This is a genomic window from Nocardioides alkalitolerans DSM 16699, from assembly GCF_000426525.1.
Lineage (GTDB): Bacteria > Actinomycetota > Actinomycetes > Propionibacteriales > Nocardioidaceae > Nocardioides > Nocardioides alkalitolerans.
In genome coordinates, this window is sequence record NZ_KE384533.1 from 307384 (window position 1) to 328872 (window position 21489).

Sequence of the window (21489 nt, forward strand, 5' to 3'; positions counted from 1 at the left end):
GGCAGCCGGCCTCAGCCGTCCGTGCCGCTGAGCCGCTCGAGCTGGCGCACCCGCACGAACTCGGCGACGGTGGCGTGCCGCACCAGCCCGTCGGCGCGCCCGTCGGCGTCGACCCGGACCGCGGCCCCCGCCGGCGAGAGGATGGCGAGGTCGGTGACGGCCCGGAGGCTGTCACCGGCGCTCCACGAGCCCTCGGTCGGCAGCGCCCGGCCGTGGCCGGTCCAGCCGGTCGGGCGGCCCGCGTCGTCGACCGCGAGGCGCAGGCCCTCCACCTCGGTGTCGACCGGCTCCACCGGCAGGTCGGCGCTGGCGGCGAAGGAGAGCCCGCGGAACCCGCGGTCGCGCCCCACGAAGCCGGCCACGAAGTCGTCGGCGGGGTTGGCGAGCAGGTCCTCGGGGCCGGCGAGCTGGGCCAGCCGGCCGCCCTCGGCGAAGACGGCCACGTTGTCGCCGAGCTTGATGGCCTCGTCGATGTCGTGGGTGACCATCACGATGGTCTTGCCGAGCTCGCCCTGCAGGCGGAGGAACTCCTGCTGGAGGCTGTCGCGCACCACGGGGTCGACGGCCGAGAACGGCTCGTCCATCAGCATGACCGGCGGGTCCGCGGCGAGCGCGCGGGCGACGCCGACGCGCTGCTGCTGGCCGCCCGAGAGCTGCACCGGGTAGCGGTCGGCCATGCCCGTCGTCAGACCGACCCGCTCCAGCAGCTCGTAGGCCCGCTTGCGGGCCTCCTTGCGCGAGAGCCCCGTCAGCACCGGCACGGTCGCGACGTTGTCGACCACCGTGCGGTGCGGGAAGAGCCCCGCGTGCTGGATGACGTAGCCGATGGAGCGGCGCAGCAGCGCCGGGTCCTGGGCGGTCACGTCCTTGCCGTCGATGCGGATCGTGCCGGACGTCGGGTCGATCATCCGGTTGATCATGCGGAGCGAGGTCGTCTTGCCGCAGCCCGAGGGGCCCACGAAGACGGTGATCGCGCCCGTCGGGATGGTCAGCGAGAGGTTGCCCACCGCCACCGTCCCGTCGGGATACTGCTTGGTGACGTCGTCGAACTCGATCACCGGTGTCCTCCTCGTCGGAGCGGCTCTCGGTCGAGCAGCACCAGGGTCGTCGTCCGCCGTCAGGCGCGCGGATCGAGATGCTACCCAGCGTCGCATGACAGCGGGCCCGTATGAATGGTTCCATTCATTGTTAACACGATCGTGAATAGGACGACCCAGGGCAGGAGGGCTGTGTAATGCCGGCGAAACGAGCGACCCGGACGCTGAGGGACGTGACCCACCGCCACGTCTCCGCACCGGGCCTGCGCCCGCGCGACGTCGCTGCCTACGCGGCGTCGTACACGGGACCGCAGGGCACCTGGATGAGCATCGGCGGCCCCGACGTGACCGTCCTGCCGGTGCACCTCCTGCCCGTGCTGCGCGGCCAGGCCGACCTCGAGCGGGCACGTGCCGAGGGCGCCGTCTACGGCCTCACCACCGGGGTCGGCGCCCTGCGCCACGTGCCCGTGCCCGACGGCGTCGGCACCGGCGAGCGGGCGCTGCGCCTGTGGCGCAGCCACGCCGCCGGCATCGGCCCCGAGCTCGACGACGGCCTCGCCGGGGCCACCATGCTCGTGCGCCTCCACCAGCTGCTCCAGGGCGGCTCCGGCGCCGGACCCTCGCTGGTCGAGGCCCTCGCCGCGGCCGTCGCGAGCGGCGCCGTGCCCCGTCTGCACCGCTGGGGCGGCATCGGCACCGGCGACCTGACCGTGCTCTCCGAGCTGGCGCTCACGCTCGTCGGCGAGCTGCCGTGGCGCAGCGGCTCGGCCCCGGTCGCCGACATCGCCGACGGCGACGCCCTGCCCTTCATCAGCAGCAACGCGATGACGATCGCCCTCGGCTCGCTCGCCGTCACCCGCCTCGGCCGGCTGGCGCGGGCCGCGGAGCAGGTCTCCGCGCTCTCCCACCTGGCCCTGCGGGGGTCGGTCCAGGCGTACGACGCCCGCGTGCACGCCGCCAAGGACGACCCGGCCGCGTCGGGCGTCGCCGCCCGGCTCAGCGCGCTGCTCGACGCCGACGCGCGCCCCTCCGCCCGGGTGCAGGACCCGTTCGGCCTGCGCGCGATCCCGCAGGTCCACTCCCCGCTCGAGGAGGCGCTCGAGATCGCCGAGCGCGCCCTCACCGCCGAGATCGGCGCCTCCACCGAGAACCCGCTCGCCGTCCAGGGACGCGCGCTCCACCACGGCCAGTTCGTCACCCAGCGCCTCGCCGCCACGCTCGACGCCGCCCGCGCCGCCGTCGCCCCGGCGATGACGCTGTCGGTGGCGCGCCTCTCGGCCCTGCTCGACCCGGCGCTCTCCGGCCTCCGTCCGTTCCTCGCCGAGGGCCCGCCGGCCAGCTCGGGGCTGATGATCGTGGAGTACGTCGCGAGCGACCTGATGGCCCAGGTGCGCACGGCGACCGCACCGGTGACGAGCGTCCGCACCGTCGTCTCGCTGGGCCTCGAGGAGCACGCCAGCCACTCGACCCAGGCCGCGTGGGCCGTGCAGGACCTCGTCGACCTGGTCCCCGACCTCCTGGCGTGCGAGCTCGTCGCCGCCGTGCGGGCGCTGCGCTTCGACCCCGAGCGCCTCGTCGACTGCCCGGCCCGCGAGCTGTTCGACATCGCGGCCGCGCACCTCCCCGACGTACGCCCCGACCACATCCTCGGCCCGGAGCTCACCGCCGCCGCCGAGATCGTGCGCGCGCTGGCCTGAGGGGGCCGCGGACGCCGGGGGTGCTCACGCCGGGTGCGGACCCACGCCCCCGGAACGTGACCGCCTCCGACCGCACCCGGTCGAGGGCACGGGGCGCTCACGCCGGGTGCGGACCCACACCCCCGGAACGTGCCCGCCTCAGACCGCACCCGGTCCGTGGCACGGGGCGCGGGGCTCAGTCGCCGAGCGGCCGCAGCTCGTCGGCGTACGAGACCGAGAACCGGCGCATGACGCCGGAGGGGCTGATCGAGTACTGGCCCATGCGCCACAGCGGCGGCGAGTAGGCGTGGATCGAGACGGAGCCGTCGACGGCGCCGGCCATGCGGTGGATGTGGTCCGGACCGAACGAGAAGTCGCGCCCCTCGGTGACCACGCGGCCCACGGCGTCGCCGCCGAGCCGCGGTCGGTTCTCCGCCACGGCGCCCCGGGTCACGGCGACCGCGCCCGACGACGTGTCGTGGTCGTGCCAGCCCGTGTCGTCGCTCGTGTTCCAGCACAGCAGCCACACGTCGACGTCGCTGTCGCGGTAGAGCGAGACGAAGTGGCGCCCGTCGGTGTCGTGGCGCACGTGGGCGGCCCAGAGCTCGGGGTCCGCCGCGATCTCCCGCACCCAGGCCCGCAGCTCGGCGGCGTCGAGGACGCGTCCGGGCACCGAGGGCAGGTCCTCGGCACGCAGCACGCTGGCGACGGTGGGGACGGGCCCGTCCAGGGTGGTGGAGGGGGTCTCCGGCTCGAGGGCGGGAGCGGCGGTCATCGGGGTGCTCCGTTCAGGAGGTGGGCGGGGTTGGTGACGAACAGGGCGCGGCTGAACGCGTCGCCGAGGCCGGGGTCGGTGGGGGCGGCGTACGGCCGGTCGGACCCGTGCACGACCGGGTCGATGCCCACGACGCGCACGACCGCGTCGATCGCGCGGGTGCCGTACGACGAGGTCTCGTAGTGGACGAGCTGGTCGATCGCGCCGAGGTGGCCGCCGCGCTGGGCGAGCCGCTCGTGGTGGAGCGGCGCGAGGCCGGCGAGACCGACGAACGCGATGCGCAGGGTGGGCAGCAGGCGGCGCCCGGCCACGTGCCAGGCGAACCAGGCGGCGGTGAGCTGGGCGGTGTACGACGTGAGGGCCGGCCACCAGGACGGCACGTCGCCGTCCGTCGGGGCCGCCGGTCCGGGGTGCACCAGCACCGGCAGGTCGGCCGCCTCGACGACGGCCAGCACGGGCGCGAGCCGCTCGAGCGCCGCCGGGGTGGCGAGGGCCGTCGCCGGCACCTGGAGGCCGTGGACGCGGGGGTGGCGCAGGAGCGTCGCGAGACCCTCGAGGTCGGGCTCGACGACCGACGCTGCGGCCCAGACGCCGTACCCCTCGACGTCGCCGCGCTGGAGGTCGTCGGCCAGGGAGTGCCACGCGTCGAGCAGCGGCTGCGCGTCGTCGGGGGCGAGGGTCTCGATGCCGAGCGGGCTCGAGAGCGACAGCAGCGCGAGGTCGACGTCGTCGGCCACGTCGACCGCCCGGCGCGCCGTCAGGTCGTGGGCCGCGGGGTCCACCTCGTACGTCGGCTCGCCGTCGAGGTGCAGGGTCCACCCGGAGAGCCGGGGACCGCGCGAGCGGGTGCGGAGCGCCTCGACCAGCGCCTGCGGCCAGAGGTGCTGGTGGCAGTCGACGGCGGGGCCGACCTCCAGCAGACGACTCGGGTCGGAGGGAGAGGGGAAGCGCTTCACATCCCCTAGTGAAGCGCTTCACGCGACTGCCCGCAAGTCATGCTGCCATGTGAGACGGCGCCGAAACAGAGTCGTCGCCCGGCGACCCCACCGGGGCGGGGCGCGACACCTGCCCGACACATCCGGGCGCGCCGTATGCTCGCCCGCGTGCCGAAGCGCCCCACGTTGCAGGACGTCGCCGACGCGGTGGGCCTGGCGCCCGCGACCGTGTCGTACGCGCTGCGCGGCGAGCGGGGCTCCGACGAGACCGTCGCCCGGGTGCGCGCCGCGGCGGCCCGGCTCGGCTACGAGGTCAACCCGATCGCGGCGGCCCTCGCCAGCGGCCGCTCCCGCACCGTGGCGGTGCTCTGCGGCTCGACCCGCGACCTCTGGCAGCAGTCCCTGGTCGCCGCCCTCGCCCGCGAGCTGATGAACCGTGGCTGGCACGCGATCGTGGCCGACGCCGACGGCCACCCCGAGCGGGAGGACGCCCTGCTCGCCCAGCTGCGCGCCCAGCGGCCCGCCGGCCTGCTGGTCGCCCCGCTCGACCCGTTCGCCGAGCAGTGGGAGGCGGTCGCCAGCCAGCTGCCGCTCGTCGCCATCGGCGACCGGCTCTCGCGGGCGCCCTCCGCCGGGGCCGTCGTGTTCGACAACGCGAGCGGGGTCGCCGCCGTGTTCGACCACCTCGCCGAGCTCGGCCACCGCCGCGTCGCGGTGGTGCTCCCCCGCCGCCCCAGCACCCCCGACCGGCCCGCGGAACGGCTCGTCGCCCGCGAGGCGAAGCGGTGCCGCATGAGCGTCGACCTGGTCCGCACGCCCCCGGCCACCGCCGACCGCGGCGAGATGACCGCCCACCTGGCGGCGGCGCTCGCCCCCGGCCCGGCGGGCACCGACTCCCCCGACCGGCCCACCGCCGCGTTCTGCCTCACCGACTCGTTCGCGTTCGGCGTGCTGCGGGCGGCCCGCTCGCTCGACCTCGAGGTGCCCCGCGACCTCTCCGTGGTGGGGTTCGAGGACGTCGACTTCGCCGACCTCGCCGGCCCCGGCCTCACCACCGTCGACTGGGGCCGCGACGCGGTGGTCGGCGCCGCCGTCGGTCAGCTGCTCACGGCGCTCGAGTCCGGGCGTGGGCTCGAGGTGCGCACGATCGCCCCGCGGCTCGTCGTCAGGGGGACGACGGGACCGGCGCCCACCCGGCGCTGAGCAGCCCCCGCAGGCGCTCGACGTCCTCGCCGAACGGCCGGTCGTCGGCCCCCGGCGGGAGCACCGCGGCCACCTCGTCCAGCAGGTCGACCAGCGGTCCCGGCGGGACGCGCCCCGGGTCGAGCGTGCGCGCCTGGTGCACCGCCAGCAGCTCGCAGAGCAGCACGGTCTCGGCCGCCTCCAGGGCCCGCAGCAACCGGTCGGCCGCCTCGAGGGCGAAGGTCTGCACGTCCTCCTGGCCGAGCGACGTCTCCACCGGGAACGCGGTGCTCGCCGGCCAGCCGGCCACCTCGTGCAGGGTCGCCGCCGCCCGCTTGTGCAGCGGCGCCAGGCCCGCGAACGGACCCGGGTCGGCGCTCAGCTGGGCGGGCAGCCCGGTGACGCCCGGGTCGAGCAGGCGGTGCAGCCGCGCGGCGCTCACCGCGGCCGCGTGCACCACCGCGGCCCGGGCCCCGTCGAGGGCGGCGGCGAGGTCGAGGCCGTGGAAGCCGGGGGTGCCGACGAAGCGGCTCCCGGTCTGCGTCGCCAGGTACGCCGGGGAATCGCCGACCGTGCCCAGCGCCCGCTCCGCGGTGGCGGCCAACCGGTCCGCCTCCCGCTGCAGGTGGGCGAGCACCGGGCCGACGACGCGGAACGACACCGGCGCCTGCAGGTGGCGCGGGGCGGGCTCGGGCCCGACGAGCGCCCGCAGGTCGGCGAGCACGACGGCCAGCTCGGCGTCGCCGCGGGCGACCGCGTCGTCGTACGGGTCGCGCTGCGCGCGTGCCACGACCACCGAGCCCGCCGCGACGACCCCGGCCCGCCGGACGAACCGGTGGAGGTCGGCGGCGCGCAGCAGCGCGAGACCGGTGGCGACGGGCACGCCCGCCAGCAGCGCGATGCCCTCCTTGGGACCCAGGACCGGCGGTGCCAGGTCGCCGAGGGCGAGCGGGCCGAGGCCCGCGAGGTGACCCCACGCGTGGGCCAGCGGGAGGATCTCGCCGGCAGCGCCCGAGCCCGTGCGCGGCACCGGCGGCAACAGGTCGTGCGCGAGCAGGGTCGTCAGCCAGGAGCACAGCTCCGCCGACACCCCGGCGTCCCCCTCGAGGAAGGTCCGCAGGCGGACGGCGAGCAGCGCCCGGGTCTCGGCGGCGTCGAGGTACGGCGGCCCGCCCACCGCCCGGGCGAGCATGAGGCGGCGCGAGTGGTCCGCCTGCTCGGCGGGGGTGAGCCGGGTGTCGCTGAGCGCGCCCATGCCGGTGGTGACGCCGTACACGTCGACGTCGTCGGCCAGGGCCGCCAGCACCTCGTCGCGACGCCGCGCGACCGCCGCGAGCAGGTCGGGGTCGAGCTCGACCCGGGCGCCCGCCGCGACGGCGAGCACCGCCGGCCCGTCGAGGTCGGCCGGGCCCGCGACCCGGACCACGGCGGCCCCCGCCGTACCGCCCGTCACCGGCTCACCGGAACCGGACCATCGTGCCGAGGTCCCGGCCCTCGGCCCGCTCGAGGATCAGGTGGCCGACGGCCACGTCGAGGATGGAGAGGCCGCGGTGCCAGAAGAGGATCCGCTCGTCGTCGGTCTCCCGACCGGGTCGCGCCCCGGTGACGACCTCGCCGAGCTCGGCGTGCAGCGTCTCCCGGCGCAGCGCGCCCGAGCGCATGTGGGGGCGCAGGGCGCCGAACTCGCCCGAGCCGGCCTCGCGCCAGTCGTCGACGACGACCTTGTCGACGACGTCGAGCAGGTCGGGGTCGAGCGCGCTGACCGTGCCGTACGGCACCAGCAGCGAGCCGGGTGCGAGCAGGTCGGGCGTGACGAGCGACGCCGGCTCCGTGAGGCGGGTGGCCTCGACGGCGATGTCGGCGCCGTCGATCGTCGCGGCGACGCTGTCGGTGACGACCACCGGCGTCGAGATCTCGGCGCGCAGCCGCTCGGCGAACGCGTCGCGCGACTCCGGGCGCCGGCTCGTCACGCGGATCTCGTCGAGGTCGAACATCGCGTCGAGCATGACGATGTTGGCGTGCGCCGTGCCGCGGGCGCCGACGTGGCCGAGCACCTTCGCGTCGGGCCGCGCGAGGTGGCGGGCGCCGACGGCGGTCATCGCCCCCGTGCGCACCTCGGTGATGAGCGTGGCGTCGAGGATCGCGCGCGGCACGCCCGTCCAGGGGTCGTAGAGCGTCAGCAGCGCCAGCTCGCTGGGCAGCCCGAGCTCGTAGTTGGGCACGAAGTCGCCGACGACCTTCACGCCGCTGACGCCGTGGTCGCCGAGCGTCGAGACGTGGCCGCGCAGCACGTTGAAGTGGCCGCGCCCGCCGTTGTCGGGCACCAGGTGGGTGCGCGGCTCGAACACGGTCTCGCCCCGGCCGTGGGCGGCGACGACCTCGCCGGCGGCCTCGACGATGTCGGCGGCGGTCAGCTCGAGGGCGTCGATGTCGGGTCCGGAGACGAAGCGCAGCCAGAGGCCGTCGGGCGGGCGGGGGGCGGTCGTCACGAGGTGCTCACTTTCGGTCGGGGCACGGTCACGGAGGGACGGGGACGGGGGATGATGCTGCGGTGACGGAGCAGGGTCAGACGGTCGAGCACGGCCGCGGCGAGGACGGCGGACGGCAGTGGCTCGTCGAACGCTGCCACAGCCAGCGCCTCTCGCCGACGCAGCGGCGGGTCGCGCAGTCGTTCATCGACACCATGCCCGACGCCGCCTTCCTCTCGACCTCCGAGGCCGCCCTGCGCGCCGGGGTCAGCCAGCCGACGGTCACCCGCTTCGCCTCGACGCTGGGCTTCTCGACGTACGGCGACTTCCGCGGCGCCCTGCGCCAGGTCATCCTCGGCGGCGGCGAGCCCCCGGCGGCCCCCGGGCCCGACGTGTCCGACCCGGTGCTCGAGGCGCAGGCCAACCTGGGCGACCTGCGGGGCACGCTCGGGTCGCCTGCGATGGCGGCGGCGGTGCGCACGCTGGCCGAGGCGGGGGTGCTGGGGATCGTGGGCATCCGGGCGTCGGCGGCGCTGGCGTCGTACGTCGGGTACTTCGCCCGGCGGGTGCTCGACGACGTGCGGGTGGTGACCGACGGCGACGCGGCCACCGACGCGATCACCCAGATGGAGCGGGCCGGCGGGGCCGCGCTGCTCGTCTTCGCCATGCCGCGCTACCCGTCGTCGACCGTGCGGGCGCTCCGGCACGCGCGCACCGTCGGGGTGCCGACGGTGCTGGTGGTCGACACCCCGTTCGTCGACCTCGCGAACGAGGCCGACCACGTGCTCGTCGCGCCCGTCGGCACGGGTCTCGTCTTCGACACCCACGCCGCCCCGGTCGTGCTCGCCATGGCGCTGCTCGACGGGGTCGCGGCCGCCCACCCGCGTCGTACGCAGGACCGGCTCGAGGCCCACGAGTCCCTCGTCGACACCTGGGTGCACCAGCCGACGGACCCCGACCGCACCGACTGAGACGGGGGTCGCCCGCCTACAGTCGACGCCAGCCCCGCCCCCCGCTCCGGAGAACCCGCCGTGCCCGCACCGACCGCTCCCGCCGACGCCACCGCGCCCGCCGGCCCGCCCGCCCGCGGGCGTCTGCGCCGTCGGCTCGCGGTCGGCCTGGCCGTCGTGGTCGCGCTCGTCGCGACGCTGCTGGTGCTCGACCGCTTCCTGCCCGGCACGGAGGAGATCAGCAGCCCGATCGCCGACACCGACCTGCCGGGCGTCGCCCCGAGCTCGGGCTGGGTCGAGGCGTCGGTGCCGCTCCGCGCCGACCTGCTGGCCGGGCTGCCCCGCCTCGACGGTGACGACGCACCGACCGGCACGGGCACCGAGAAGCCGCTGTTCGTCAACGTCTGGGCGTCGTACTGCGGCCCCTGCGCCCGCGAGCTGCCGCTGGTCGAGGAGCTGGCGCTCACGAGCGACGACCTCGAGGTCGTCGGCGTCTCCCGCGACGTGCGCCGGGGGTTCGCGGAGGACGTCGTCGACGACTACGACCTGACGTTCGCCAACTACCTCGACGAGGACTCCCGGTTCGCCGAGGAGCTGGCGCCCGACGTGCCCTACCAGTTCCTGCCCGCGTCGTTCCTCGTCGAGGACGGGACGATCACCTGGGTGCACATCGGCCCCTTCGACTCGGTGGCGGAGATCCAGGACGACGTGCGCGCCCGCGTCAGTCCCGCACCCGCGGCGTGACCGGGACCGTGACGCCGCGCTCCTCGGCCACCTCGACCGCGCGCGAGTAGCCCGCGTCGACGTGCCGGACGACTCCCATGCCCGGGTCGTTCGTCAGCACGCGCTCGATCTTCTCGGCGGCGAGCGCCGTGCCGTCCGCGACGCACACCTGGCCCGCGTGGATCGAGCGGCCCATGCCGACGCCGCCGCCGTGGTGGATCGAGACCCAGGACGCCCCGCTGGCCGTGTTCACGAGCGCGTTGAGCAGCGCCCAGTCGGCGATCGCGTCGGAGCCGTCGAGCATGGCCTCGGTCTCCCGGTACGGCGACGCGACCGACCCGGCGTCGAGGTGGTCGCGGCCGATGACGACCGGTGCGGAGAGCTCGCCGGAGGCGACCATCTCGTTGAACTTCAGCCCGGCGAGGTGGCGCTCGCCGTACCCCAGCCAGCAGATGCGCGCCGGCAGTCCCTGGAAGGCCACGCGCTCGCCGGCCATGGTGATCCACTTGTGCAGGCGCTCGTTGTCGGGGAAGAGCTCGAGGATGGCGCGGTCGGTGGCGGCGATGTCGGCCGGGTCGCCCGACAGCGCGGCCCAGCGGAACGGGCCCTTGCCCTCGCAGAACAGCGGCCGGATGTAGGCGGGCACGAAGCCGGGGAACGCGAAGGCGCGGTCGTAGCCGCCCTTGCGGGCCTCGTCGCGGATCGAGTTGCCGTAGTCGAAGACCTCGGCGCCGGCGTCCTGGAACTCGACCATGGCGCGCACGTGGGCGGCCATGGACTCCTGCGCGCGCTTGGTGAACCCGACCGGGTCGGCCTCGCGCTGCGCCTGCCACTCCTCGAACGGCACGCCGACGGGCAGGTAGAACAGCGGGTCGTGCGCCGAGGTCTGGTCGGTGACGACGTCGATGGGGGCGCCCGACGCGAGCAGCGCCGGCAGCACCTCGGCGGCGTTGCCGAGCACGCCGATCGAGAGCGGCTTCCGGGCGTCGCGCGCCTCGACGGCCATGCGCACGGCCTCGTCGACCGAGGGCGCGAGCACGTCGAGGTAGCGGTGGTCGATGCGGCGCTGGATGCGGTCGGCGTCGACCTCGATGCAGATGGCCACGCCGTCGTTCATCGTCACGGCCAGCGGCTGGGCGCCGCCCATGCCACCGAGCCCGGCCGTCAGGGTGATCGTGCCGGCCAGCGTGCCGCCGAACTTCTTGTCGGCCACGGCGGCGAACGTCTCGAACGTGCCCTGGAGGATGCCCTGGGTGCCGATGTAGATCCACGAGCCGGCCGTCATCTGGCCGTACATGGTGAGGCCGAGGTCCTCCAGGCGGCGGAACTCCTCCCAGTTCGCCCAGTCGCCCACGAGGTTCGAGTTGGCGATGAGCACGCGCGGCGCCCACTCGTGGGTGCGCATGACGCCGACCGGCTTGCCCGACTGCACCAGCATCGTCTCGTCGTCGCCGAGCGTGGTGAGGGTGGCGACGAGCGCGTCGTACGCCTCCCAGCTGCGGGCGGCCTTACCCGTGCCGCCGTACACGACCAGGTCGTCGGGCCGCTCGGCGTTCTCGGGGTCGAGGTTGTTCATCAGCATCCGCAGCGGGGCCTCGGTCTGCCACGAGCGCGCGGTGAGGGTGGTGCCGCGGGGGGCGCGGACCGGGCGGGGGCCGCTGGCGGGCGTCGGCTCGGGGGTGCCGGCGGGGGTCGTCTCGGTCATGCGAGGTCTCCGATCTGGGTGGTGACGGCGTCGAGGACGGCCCCGGAGTCGACGAGCGCGACGGCGAGCTCGATCTCGGGGGCGAGGTGGCGGTCGGGTCCGGGGCCGGCGATGCCGGCGTCGCGGAGGGTGCGGACGACGGCGCCCGTGGCGGGCGACGGCTGCAGGGGCGCGCGCAGGTCGAGCGCGCGGGCGGCGGTGAGCACCTCGACGGCGACGACCCGGGTGAGGCCGTCGACCGCGCGGCGCAGCTTGCGCGCCGCGCTCCAGCCCATCGACACGTGGTCCTCCTGCATGGCGCTGGAGGGGATCGAGTCGACGCTGGCCGGTACGGCGAGACGCTTGAGCTCGGAGACGATCGCGGCCTGGGTGTACTGGGCGATCATGTGGCCGGAGTCGACGCCGGGGTCGTCGGCGAGGAAGGGCGGGAGCCCGTGGTTGCGGGCCTTGTCGAGGAAGCGGTCGGTCCGGCGCTCGCTCATGCTCGCCACGTCGGCGGCCACGATGGCGAGGAAGTCGAGCACGTAGGCCACGGGGGCGCCGTGGAAGTTGCCGTTGGACTCGACGCGACCCGTGCCGTCCTCGTCGACGACGACCACCGGGTTGTCGACGGCGCTCTCGAGCTCGCGTCCGGCCACCGTCGCGGCGTGCTCGACGGTGTCGCGGGCGGCGCCGTGCACCTGGGGCGAGCAGCGCAGCGAGTAGGCGTCCTGGACGCGGTTGCAGTCGGGGCCCCGGTGGGAGGCGACGACACCGGAGCCGGCGAGCACGGCCGTCAGGTTGGCGGCCGAGGCGGCCTGGCCCGGGTGGGGGCGGATGGCCTGCAGCTCGGGCGCGAAGACCCGGTCGGTGCCGAGCTGGCCCTCGACGCTCATCGCGGCGGCCACGTCGGCCGTGCGCAGCAGGCGGCGCAGGTCGGTGATCGCCAGCACGAGCATCCCGAGCATGCCGTCGGTGCCGTTGATGAGGGCCAGGCCCTCCTTCTCCTCCAGCACGACCGGCTCGAGACCGGCGGCGGCCAGCGCGTCGGCCGCGGGCATCAGGGTGCCGGCGGCGTCGCGCACCGTGCCCTCGCCGATCAGCGCGAGCGCGCAGTGGCTCAGCGGCGCGAGGTCGCCCGAGCAGCCGAGCGACCCGTACTCGTGCACCACCGGCGTGATGCCGTGGGCCAGCAGGTCGGCGAGCAGCCGGGCGGTCTGGCGCCGTACGCCCGTGCGACCCGTCGCCAGCGTCGAGAGCCGCAGGAGCATCAGCGCGCGGGTGACCTCGCGCTCGACCTCCGGGCCGGAGCCCGCCGCGTGGGAGCGCACCAGCGAGCGCTGCAGCTGGCGGCGCTGCTCGGTGGGGATGTGGCGGGTGGCGAGGGCTCCGAAGCCGGTCGAGATCCCGTACGCCGGGACCGGCCCCGCGGCCAGCCCCTCGACGACGGCCCGGGCCCGGTCGATCGCCGCCAGGGCCTCGTCGGTGAGCGTGACGGGCGCGCCGTGCCGGGCGACCGCGACGACCTCGTCGAACGACACGGGCCCGACGCCCACGGCGACGGGGGCGGGCGCGGGGGTCGCGGGGATCGGGCTGAGCGGTGGGGCCATGCGCCTATTCGACGCCCCGGGGCGGCGCGGCAACCAGGGGCGACGGACGTCGGTCGTCTCGGATCCGAGACGCGGTCGAGCCTGGGCGATGATGAGGCATGAGCTCCTCCTCGCCACCTGACGTCGCCCCTGCGACGCGCTCGAGCCTGGCCGACGATCTCCGCACTCTCAGCGTGGCCGAGGGCGACACCGTGATGGTGCACGCCGCGTTCCGCCGGGTCGGGACGGTGCTGGGCGGCCCGGACGCCCTGGTCGACGCCCTGCTCGACGCGGTCGGCCCCCGGGGATCGGTCGTGTCGTACCAGGACTGGGAGCTCGGTCTGGACGTCTGGGACGACACCGGCGCGGTCCGCTCCGAGCTGAGGCCGCACGTGCCGCCGTACGACCCGACCACCGCCCGTCCCGCGCGCGACCACGGCGTCCTCGCCGCGACGATCGGCACACGACCCGGGGTCCGACGCAGCGGCAACCCGGGGGCCTCGGTCGCCGCGCTCGGCGCACGGGCGGAGGAGCTGACGCACGACCATCCCCTCGACCACGGGTATGGCGAGGGCTCGCCGCTCGCACGTCTCGTCGCGCTCGGCGGGCGGGTGCTGATGGTGGGCGCCCCACTCGACACCATGACGCTGCTGCACCACGCCGAGGCCCTCGCGGACCTGCCCGACAAGCGCCGGGTGCGGGTCGAGTACCCCTTGGCGGCCGCCGACGGCGGCGTCGCGTGGCGCTGGGCGGAGGAGCTCGACACCTCCCGCCCGGTGGTCGCGGGCCTCGCCGACGACTACTTCGCCGACGTGGTCGCCGCGTTCCTCGACGCCTCGACCGGGACGCAGGACGCACGACGCGGACGGGTGGGGGCAGCCGACAGCGTCCTCGTCGACGCGGCCGCGATCACCTCGTACGCCGTCACCTGGCTCGAGGAGCGGCATCGCACCTGAGGCCGGCGCGCTGGGGCGGGTTCGTACGGTGGGAGCACCGAACCCCACCGAAGGAGCTCGCCGCAGTGCGCACCGTCAGCCCGGCCCAGATCATGATCGTCCTCACCGTCGCGTTCCTGCTGTTCGGCGGCCGTCGCCTGCCCGACATCGCACGGAGCACCGGGCAGTCGCTGCGGATCTTCCGATCGGAGATCAAGGGCCTGCAGGACGACCGCGAGGCGGACCGTGCCGCCGGGGCCACCGACGCCGCCCGCGACGACCGGGCCGCCTGACCCGCCGACATCCGGGCAGTCCGACCGACCCTCCGAGGAGACCCCGTGCGCCCCGTTCTCGTCTGCCTGCACGCGCTGGGCTCCAGCGCCCGTGAGTTCGACGCCCTGGCGGCCGCCCTCGGCGACGACGTCGAGGTGCTCGCGATCGACCTGCCCGGGTTCGGCGGCGCGGCCTCCGAGCCGCCTGCGGACGTCGCGGGCACGGCCGACCGGGTGGTCGCGCGGATCGCCGAGCGTGACCCGGAGCGGTGGTTCCTGCTCGGCCACAGCATGGGCGCCAAGGTGGCGAGCGTCGTCGCGGCCCGCGCGGCCGACGGTGACGACACCCTGGCCGGACTGGCGGGAGTCGTGCTCCTCGCCGGGTCACCCCCGAGCCCGGAGCCGATGGACGAGGACCGCCGCGCCCGAATGCTCGCCTGGGCCGACCCGGGCCCCCTCAGCCCCGGCGCCGCCCGCGCGTTCGTCGACGCCAACGTGGGCGGCCCGCTGCCGCCGGCGCACGACGCGGAGGCTGTGGTCGACGTACGTCGCAGCTCACCCGCCGCGTGGACCGCATGGCTGGAGAGCGGGTCGCGGGAGGACTGGTCCGACCGCGTCGGCCCCCTCGACCTCCCCGCACTGGTCGTCGCCGGCGGCGAGGACGGCGACCTGGGACCCGACGCCCAGGCCCGCGTGCACGGCCCGGTCTACCCACGGGCCCGGTTCGTGACGCTCGACGGCGCCGGACACCTGCTGCCGCGCGAGCGGCCCGACGAGGTGGCCGCGCTCGTGCGGGAGCTCGTGGGATCGGCAAGCTGATCGGCGACACAGCCAGCAGGTGGTTTCGAGACGCTCGCTGGCGCTCGCTCCTCAACCACCGCTGCCACACGGGGTGACGTCCACGCTGGCTCTCACCGCGGCGGACGGCCGGCGCTGGTCCGACGAGCTGCGGCGACCTCCCTGGACGGTCGTGGAGGATCATGACGAGGGATCGGGACGCTGGTACATGGGCTGGGGCGATCCGGACGACCGGAGCTGATCCCGGTACGCGTCCGCTTGGTGGACTGATTCGTCTCATCCAACGGACGATCGACGTGACCGCTTCCCTTCTCCGCGCTTCACTGGTCCGGTGACGACCGAGACCCCCGCCCACGAGCAGGTCACGCCCGCCCGCCGCTGGGCGATGCTCGGCGCGGGCACGGGCGCCCAGCTGTCGTCGTCGGCGATGGTGCACGGGCCGGCGTTCCTCATCCCCGCGCTGCACCTGCAGCAGGGCATGTCGCTGGCGCAGGCCGGGCTCGTCGCCTCCGCGCCGCTCGCCGGGATCATGGTCGCGCTCATCGCGTGGGGCCTCGTGGTCGACCGGCGGGGCGAGCGGTTCGCCCTCCTGGCCGGCCTCGTCGGCGCGACCGTCGCGGGCGGCGTGGCCACCCAGCTGACCTCGGTGCCGGCCCTCTGCGTCGCGCTCTTCGTCGCCGGCGCCGCGTCGGCCTCCACCAACTCCGCGTCGGGTCGCGTGGTGGTCGGCTGGTTCCCGCCCGAGCGGCGCGGCCTGGCGATGGGCATCCGGCAGACCGCCCAGCCCCTCGGCGTGGGGCTCGCCGCCGCGTCCATGGCCGTCATCGCGGAGACGCACGGCATCGCCACCGCCCTCTGGGTGCCGACCGCGGCCACGGCGGTCGCCCTCGTGGTCGTCGCGGTCGTGGTGCTCGACCCGCCCCGGCCGCCCGGCGGCCCGGCCGAGGCCCCGAACCCCTACCGCGCCGACCGCTTCCTCACCCGCATCCACGGCGTCTCGATGCTGCTCGTCGTTCCCCAGTTCCTCGTCTGGACGTTCGCCCTCACCTGGCTCGTCGACGACCTCGGCTGGTCGGCGGCCGCCGCCGGCGCCCTGGTCGCGGCGACCCAGTTCGTCGGCGCCGCGGGCCGCGTCGCCTCGGGGTGGCTCTCCGACGTGGTCGGCAGCCGGATGCGCCCGCTGGCCTGGGTGGCGGTCGCCGCCGCGGTCACCATGGGCCTCCTCGGGCTCGCCGCCGAGGTCGCCCCCGCCGCCGCGGTGGTGCTCATGGTGGCCGCCTCGGCCATCACGGTCGCCGACAACGGTCTCGCCTTCACCGCGGTCGCCGAGCGCGCCGGACCGTTCTGGTCGGGCCGCGCCCTGGGCCTGCAGAACACCGCCCAGAACATGACCGCCGCCCTCGTGCCCCCGGTCGCCGGCCTGCTCGTCACGCAGGGCGGGTACGCCGCGACGTTCGCCCTGGCCGCCCTCTTCCCGCTCCTCGCCGTACCCCTCGTGCCCACGAAGGGCGAGCGCGCGCTGGCGTGAGAGCCACCCGTGCGGGTGACCTGCTTCACACGGCTGGACGCTGGGTGTACAACTGACCACTGAACTCGTCAGTAGCAAGAGACCCCTCGCCCCGGGAGCCGCTCATGGCCGTCCGTTCCGCAGTCCGCGAGCTCGACCCGACGAAGCAGCACCGGGACTGGCACGCCGTCCGGTCGCTCGCCGACAAGCTGACGACGCCGCTGCACCCCGACGACTACCTGCGCTACGTGAACCCGCTGTGGACCTCGCGGGAGTTCCGCGGCCGCATCGAGTCCGTCGTGCGCGAGACCGAGGACGCGGCCACCCTCGTCATCCGGCCGGGCTGGGGCTGGCGCTTCGACCACCAGGCCGGGCAGTACGTCGGCATCGGCGTCCCCGTCGAGGGGCGCTACCAGTGGCGCTCCTACTCGCTGACGAGCACGCCGCGACGCCGGGGCCGTCGCATCACGATCACCATCCGGGCGATGCCCGAGGGCCTGCTCTCCGACCACCTCATCAACGGCCTCGAGCCGGGCACGATCGTGCGCCTGGCCGCGCCGGCCGGCGACTTCGTGCTGCCCGACCCGCCGCCCGCGAAGATCCTCTTCCTCGTCGGCGGCTCCGGCATCACGCCGGTGATGGCGATGCTGAAGACGCTCACCCGCCGGGCCGGCCAGCACTGGCCGCTGCCCGACGTCACCCTCGTCTACTCGTCGCCGACGCCCGACCGGATGATCTTCCGCGAGCGCCTCGAGCAGCTCGCCGCCGAGCACGAGGCCGTGACGTTCCACCCCGTCTTCACCGACGAGGCGGGCATGTTCACCCTCGACCGGCTCGACGAGGCCGTGCCCGACTGGCGCGACCGGCAGACCTGGGCGTGCGGCCCGGGCCCCATGCTGGACGCGGCGACCGAGCACTGGGAGGCCGCCGGCCTGCCCGACGCCCTGCACCTTGAGCGCTTCTCGCTCGAGGTCGGCGACGACGTCGGCGAGGGCGGCACGGTCTCGTTCCGCGACTCCCACAAGGAGGCCGAGGCCGAGCCCGGTACGACGGTGCTCGAGGCCGGCGAGTCCGCCGGTGTCGGCATGCCGTTCGGCTGCCGGATGGGCATCTGCCACACCTGCACCCTCACGCTCGTCTCCGGCTCGGTCACGGACGTCCGCAACGGCGACCGCTACGACCAGCCCAACGAGCAGATCCAGACCTGCGTGACCGTCCCCAACGGCGACTGCACCGTCGCCATCTAGGAGGAACCCCGTGGCCATCGCCGACGTGAAGGAATACACCCACCTCAGCGCGGAGCAGGTGGAGGAGCTGGGCGCGAAGCTGGACGCGGTGCGCGCCCGCGTGGAGGCGTCGCGCAACGCCGCCGACGCGGCGTACATCCACCGCATGATCAAGCTGCAGCGCGGGCTGGCCTTCGGCGCCCGCGTCGCGATGCTTGCCGGTTCGTACGCCCCGAAGGAGCGCAAGCTCTTCCGGCGCGGCGCGATGGTGACGGGCTCGGCCATGCTCGGCGCGGCCAAGATCCTCGAGAACATGGAGATCGGCCACAACGTCATGCACGGCCAGTGGGACTGGATGAACGACCCGGAGATCCACTCCTCGACGTGGGAGTGGGACACGGCGCAGCCGGCCGAGCAGTGGAAGCACTCGCACAACTACGTGCACCACCAGTTCACCAACGTGCTCGGGTTCGACAACGACATCGGCTACGGCATCCTCCGGATGGCGCGCGAGCAGAAGTGGAGCCCGGTCAACCTCGGGCAGCCCGTCTACAACGCGCTCCTGGCGACGCTCTTCCAGTGGGGCGTCGCGCTCCACGACCTCGACATCGAGCGCATCCGCAAGCTCGAGAAGGACCCGAAGGAGATGAAGCGCCAGCTGCGCCAGATCCTCCGCAAGGGCCGCAACCAGGTGCTCAAGGACTACGTGGTCTACCCCGCGCTGTCCGGCCCCGGCTGGAAGCAGACGCTGCAGGCCAACGTCGTGTCGAACCTGACCCGCAACGTGTGGTCCTACGTGATCATCTTCTGCGGCCACTTCCCCGACGGTGCGCTGCACTTCACCGAGGAGGAGGTCGAGGACGAGACCCGCGCGGAGTGGTACCTGCGCCAGATGCTCGGCTCCGCGAACTTCGAGGGCGGGCGGGCGCTCCACATCGCCTCGGGCAGCCTCGGCTACCAGATCGAGCACCACCTCTTCCCCGACCTGCCGAGCAACCGCTACCCGGAGATCTCGGTCGACGTGAAGAGGCTCTGCGCGGAGTACGGCATCCCGTACACGATCGGCCCGCTCTACAAGCAGTACGGCCAGGCGCTGCGGACGATCACGCTGCTGAGCCTGCCGAACTCGTGGACCGACCACGCCTCCGAGAAGTACGGCGACCAGGCCGTCCCCACCGCGGAGGTCGCCGACCGTCGCCGCCGCAGCGACTCCGAGCGGCCGCACCGTCGCTCCGAGCTGGGGGGCTGGTCACGCGCCGGGGCGAGGGCCGAGGCGTGAGGCTGCAGCAGCTCTCGGCGCAGCTCACCGCGGCCGGGCTCCACGCGGACGCCCGGCCCCCGGTCGACGGGGTCGCGGTGCCGTTCGTCTGCACCGACGACAGCGGCGCCGGGAACGTGCGCGAGCTGCGTCGGCGCCGGGTGCTGCAGTGCGCGCTGAGCCGGGTGTGCGCGGTGTGCGCGCAGACCCTCGACAACCCGCTGCACCTGGTGGGCACGACCGACGAGGCCGACGACAACGCCTTCCGCATCCCGCCCGTGCACGCGGAGTGCGTCGCCGGGCTGCTCACGGTGCTGACGTCGACCGACGGCGCGGCCGTGGGTCACCCGGCGGGGCTCGACCGGCGCTGGGCCGTCGTCACCACGGGCGGGTTCGACCTGGTGCGGCCGACCGGCCGCGACGGGCTGCACCTCTTCCGGCCCAACGCCGTCACGGCCCGTCGGGGCGCCTGACGCCGCCGCGGGTCACACGACGGAGGCCGGCGCCTGCCGCCACGGGGCGAGCACGGCGTCGGCCTCGGCGTACTCCTCGGGCAGGTCGTCCGTCATCGCCAGGGCCGAGCCCATGCGCCCGTAGCCGACGAACGTGGCGACCTGGAAGCAGAGGTCCATCCGCTCCTCGTCGGTGAAGTGCCGGGCGAGGAGGGCGAAGGTGTCGTCGTCGATCGCGAGATGGTCGGTGGCCATCTTGTCGGCGAAGGCGAGCGCGGCCTTCTCGGCGTCCGTCAGGTCGGGCGCCTCCGACGGCTTCTCGAGCGAGCAGACCAGGTCCTCGGTGATGCCGTCCTCGAGTCCGTCGGCGTACCGGATCGCCATGCAGCTGCGGCACTGGTTGTGGAACGAGATGCGCAGCCGGACGAGCTCGACGAGACGGCGCGGCAGCACCGACGCCTCGCGCAGCGCCTTCATGTACGTCAGGTACGGCCCGGCGATGGCCGGCGCCTGGGCGTAGACCCGCTGACGGAGCGGGGCGTCGACGCCGACCACCGGCGCGTAGACCTCGGGCGGGGCGGGCGGGATGCGCGACATGGGTTCCTCATCATCATCGTCAGGGATTGGTGGCGCGCAATATTCACCTCCCCGACCGATCGCGCAAGGGGTCCCGCGACCCACCCGATAGAGTCCTCCCCGGAGTGCCGGGAAGTCTGGTCGGCGGTCACCCCGGGCCCGACCGGGCCTTGACCCGACCCCGAGGAGCCGCATGACTCCCTCACCGATGACCCAGCGCGTCTCCCGCGTGCGCAGCTTCGTGACCGACGACCGCACCGGCGGCGTGATGCTGATGGTGGCCGCCGCCGTCGCGCTGGTGCTCGCGAACTCACCCTGGCGCGACGCGTACGCCGAGCTGTCGTCGTACGTCGTCGGACCCTCCGCCCTGCACCTCGACCTCTCCCTGGCCACCTGGGCCGCCGACGGCGTGCTGGCCGTCTTCTTCTTCGTCGTGGGCCTCGAGCTGAAGCACGAGATCGTCGCCGGGTCGCTGCGCAACCCCCGCGAGGCGGCCGTGCCGGTGATCGCCGCCGTCGGCGGCATGGCCGTGCCCGCGCTCCTGTACGTCGGGGTGGTGCTCGCCCTCGGCGACGGTGCGGCGCTGCACGGGTGGGCCATCCCGGCCGCCACCGACATCGCCTTCGCCGTCGCCGTGCTCGCGGTCTTCGGGCGCGGCCTGCCCGTCGCGCTCCGCGTCTTCCTGCTGACGCTCGCCGTGGTCGACGACCTCCTCGCGATCGTCGTGATCGCCCTCTTCTACAGCGCCGACCTGCAGCCGCTCTGGCTGCTGCCGGCACTCGCGCTCGTGGCGCTCTTCGGGTGGCTGGCCCGGCGTCGTACGCCGCCGTGGTGGCTGATGGTGCCGGTCGCGCTGGCCGCCTGGGTCGCGGTGCACGAGTCGGGCGTGCACGCGACCGTCGCGGGCGTGCTGCTGGGGCTGGTGGTGCCGGCGCTCGCCCGGCACGGCGAGGCCCACGGGCGTGCCCACTCCTTCGCCGACGGCGTGAACCCCTGGTCGTCGGGTGTCGCGCTGCCGGTCTTTGCGTTCTTCGCCGCCGGCGTGACCGTGGTCGACGACGGCGGCCCGCTCCGCGTTCTCGGGGAGCCCGTCGCGCTCGCCGTCATGGCCGGTCTCGTGCTCGGCAAGGTCACCGGAGTGCTGACCACGACCGCGCTGATCACGCGGTGGACCCCGTTCCGGCTGCCCCAGGGCATCGGCGTGCGCGACCTCCTGCCCGTCGGCTTCCTCTGCGGCATCGGCTTCACCGTCGCGCTCCTGATCTCGGAGCTCTCGTTCGACGACGAGCTGCTGATCTCGGAGGGCAAGGCCGGCGTGCTCACGGCGTCGCTGCTCTGCGCCGTGCTCGGCGCGCTGCTGCTGCGCTGGGACGCCCGCCGCGCACGGAGTCGCGACATGAACCGCGACGGCATCGACGACGGGGACCTGCCGCTCCTCTGACGTCG

The 21489-nt window shown here is 74.8% G+C and carries 20 protein-coding genes; 12 read left to right on the forward strand and 8 right to left on the reverse strand.

Going from position 1 to position 21489, the window contains the following annotated elements; genetic code table 11:
• Nucleotides 1-11: 11 nt before the first annotated feature.
• Nucleotides 12-1058, reverse strand: coding sequence for an ABC transporter ATP-binding protein (locus K329_RS0118335; protein ID WP_028474182.1), 1047 nt, complete (start codon nt 1056-1058; stop codon nt 12-14).
• A gap of 212 nt (nt 1059-1270) precedes the next feature.
• Here K329_RS0118335 and K329_RS0118340 point away from each other — a divergent pair, with 212 nt between their 5' ends.
• The gene (locus tag K329_RS0118340) at nt 1271-2734 is read left to right on the forward strand and encodes an aromatic amino acid lyase (RefSeq protein ID WP_052337091.1); all 1464 of its coding nucleotides are present in this window, start codon (nt 1271-1273) and stop codon (nt 2732-2734) included.
• A 175-nt stretch (nt 2735-2909) separates the two neighbouring features.
• Here the strand turns inward: K329_RS0118340 and K329_RS0118345 are convergent, their stop codons facing one another.
• Both K329_RS0118345 and K329_RS0118350 read right to left on the reverse strand, forming a co-directional pair.
• On the reverse strand, nt 2910-3488 hold the full coding sequence (locus tag K329_RS0118345) for a cysteine dioxygenase (protein WP_084541427.1): 579 nt from the start codon (nt 3486-3488) through the stop codon (nt 2910-2912).
• On the reverse strand, nt 3485-4444 hold the full coding sequence (locus K329_RS0118350; protein ID WP_245596599.1) for an amidohydrolase family protein: 960 nt from the start codon (nt 4442-4444) through the stop codon (nt 3485-3487). Before K329_RS0118350 ends, K329_RS0118345 begins: the two co-directional genes overlap by 4 nt.
• A gap of 147 nt (nt 4445-4591) precedes the next feature.
• Between K329_RS0118350 and K329_RS0118355 the strand changes: the two genes are divergently transcribed.
• Nucleotides 4592-5626 carry a LacI family DNA-binding transcriptional regulator gene (locus K329_RS0118355; protein ID WP_028474186.1) on the forward strand — a complete coding sequence of 345 codons (1035 nt, stop codon included), beginning with the start codon at nt 4592-4594 and terminating at the stop codon, nt 5624-5626.
• Here the strand turns inward: K329_RS0118355 and K329_RS27885 are convergent.
• Nucleotides 5589-7058 (reverse strand): aromatic amino acid lyase, encoded by a 1470-nt coding sequence (locus tag K329_RS27885; RefSeq protein ID WP_245596600.1) that lies wholly within the window; start codon nt 7056-7058, stop codon nt 5589-5591. The two genes, K329_RS0118355 and K329_RS27885, sit on opposite strands and share 38 nt — an antisense overlap.
• Nucleotides 7059-7062: 4 nt before the next feature.
• Entirely contained in the window at nt 7063-8094 is a 1032-nt protein-coding gene (locus K329_RS0118365; RefSeq protein WP_043644186.1) for an ornithine cyclodeaminase family protein, read from the reverse strand.
• 62 nt (nt 8095-8156) lie between these two features.
• Here K329_RS0118365 and K329_RS27890 point away from each other — a divergent pair, with 62 nt between their 5' ends.
• On the forward strand, nt 8157-9044 hold the full coding sequence (locus K329_RS27890) for a MurR/RpiR family transcriptional regulator (protein ID WP_052337092.1): 888 nt from the start codon (nt 8157-8159) through the stop codon (nt 9042-9044).
• Nucleotides 9045-9104: 60 nt separating this feature from the next.
• On the forward strand, nt 9105-9767 hold the full coding sequence (locus tag K329_RS0118375) for a TlpA family protein disulfide reductase (protein ID WP_028474188.1): 663 nt from the start codon (nt 9105-9107) through the stop codon (nt 9765-9767).
• Here the strand turns inward: K329_RS0118375 and hutU are convergent.
• Both hutU and hutH read right to left on the reverse strand, forming a co-directional pair.
• Nucleotides 9745-11451: a urocanate hydratase gene (gene hutU, locus K329_RS27895; protein ID WP_052337093.1), complete on the reverse strand. Its 1707-nt coding sequence runs from the start codon at nt 11449-11451 to the stop codon at nt 9745-9747. The genes K329_RS0118375 and hutU overlap by 23 nt on opposite strands.
• A complete protein-coding gene (hutH, locus tag K329_RS0118385; protein WP_052337094.1) occupies nt 11448-13040 on the reverse strand; it encodes a histidine ammonia-lyase in 1593 nt (530 codons plus the stop codon). The genes hutU and hutH overlap by 4 nt, the downstream gene beginning before the upstream one ends.
• Nucleotides 13041-13138: 98 nt before the next feature.
• Here hutH and aac(3) point away from each other — a divergent pair, with 98 nt between their 5' ends.
• The 7 genes from aac(3) to K329_RS27905 all read left to right on the forward strand — a co-directional run bounded on the left by aac(3) (nt 13139) and on the right by K329_RS27905 (nt 19488).
• Nucleotides 13139-13975 (forward strand): aminoglycoside 3-N-acetyltransferase, encoded by an 837-nt coding sequence (gene aac(3), locus K329_RS0118390; RefSeq protein WP_043644190.1) that lies wholly within the window; start codon nt 13139-13141, stop codon nt 13973-13975.
• 65 nt (nt 13976-14040) lie between these two features.
• Nucleotides 14041-14247 (forward strand): twin-arginine translocase TatA/TatE family subunit, encoded by a 207-nt coding sequence (locus K329_RS0118395; protein ID WP_028474191.1) that lies wholly within the window; start codon nt 14041-14043, stop codon nt 14245-14247.
• Between the two features lie 45 nt (nt 14248-14292).
• Nucleotides 14293-15045: an alpha/beta fold hydrolase gene (locus K329_RS27900; protein WP_052337095.1), complete on the forward strand. Its 753-nt coding sequence runs from the start codon at nt 14293-14295 to the stop codon at nt 15043-15045.
• Nucleotides 15046-15355: 310 nt separating this feature from the next.
• Nucleotides 15356-16552 carry an MFS transporter gene (locus K329_RS0118405; protein WP_028474192.1) on the forward strand — a complete coding sequence of 399 codons (1197 nt, stop codon included), beginning with the start codon at nt 15356-15358 and terminating at the stop codon, nt 16550-16552.
• 104 nt (nt 16553-16656) lie between these two features.
• Nucleotides 16657-17778 (forward strand): ferredoxin reductase, encoded by a 1122-nt coding sequence (locus tag K329_RS0118410; RefSeq protein WP_028474193.1) that lies wholly within the window; start codon nt 16657-16659, stop codon nt 17776-17778.
• 10 nt (nt 17779-17788) lie between these two features.
• Complete coding sequence (locus K329_RS0118415) at nt 17789-19036, forward strand: fatty acid desaturase family protein (protein WP_028474194.1); 1248 nt, start codon at nt 17789-17791, stop codon at nt 19034-19036.
• Nucleotides 19033-19488 carry a hypothetical protein gene (locus tag K329_RS27905; RefSeq protein WP_043644193.1) on the forward strand — a complete coding sequence of 152 codons (456 nt, stop codon included), beginning with the start codon at nt 19033-19035 and terminating at the stop codon, nt 19486-19488. Before K329_RS0118415 ends, K329_RS27905 begins: the two co-directional genes overlap by 4 nt.
• A gap of 12 nt (nt 19489-19500) precedes the next feature.
• Here K329_RS27905 and K329_RS0118425 read toward each other — a convergent pair whose 3' ends face one another.
• A complete protein-coding gene (locus K329_RS0118425; RefSeq protein ID WP_028474195.1) occupies nt 19501-20064 on the reverse strand; it encodes a carboxymuconolactone decarboxylase family protein in 564 nt (187 codons plus the stop codon).
• Between the two features lie 172 nt (nt 20065-20236).
• On the opposite strand from K329_RS0118425, the gene nhaA reads away from it, so the two are divergent.
• On the forward strand, nt 20237-21484 hold the full coding sequence (gene nhaA / locus K329_RS0118430) for a Na+/H+ antiporter NhaA (protein ID WP_211225905.1): 1248 nt from the start codon (nt 20237-20239) through the stop codon (nt 21482-21484).
• The last annotated feature ends 5 nt before the right edge of the window (nt 21485-21489 follow it).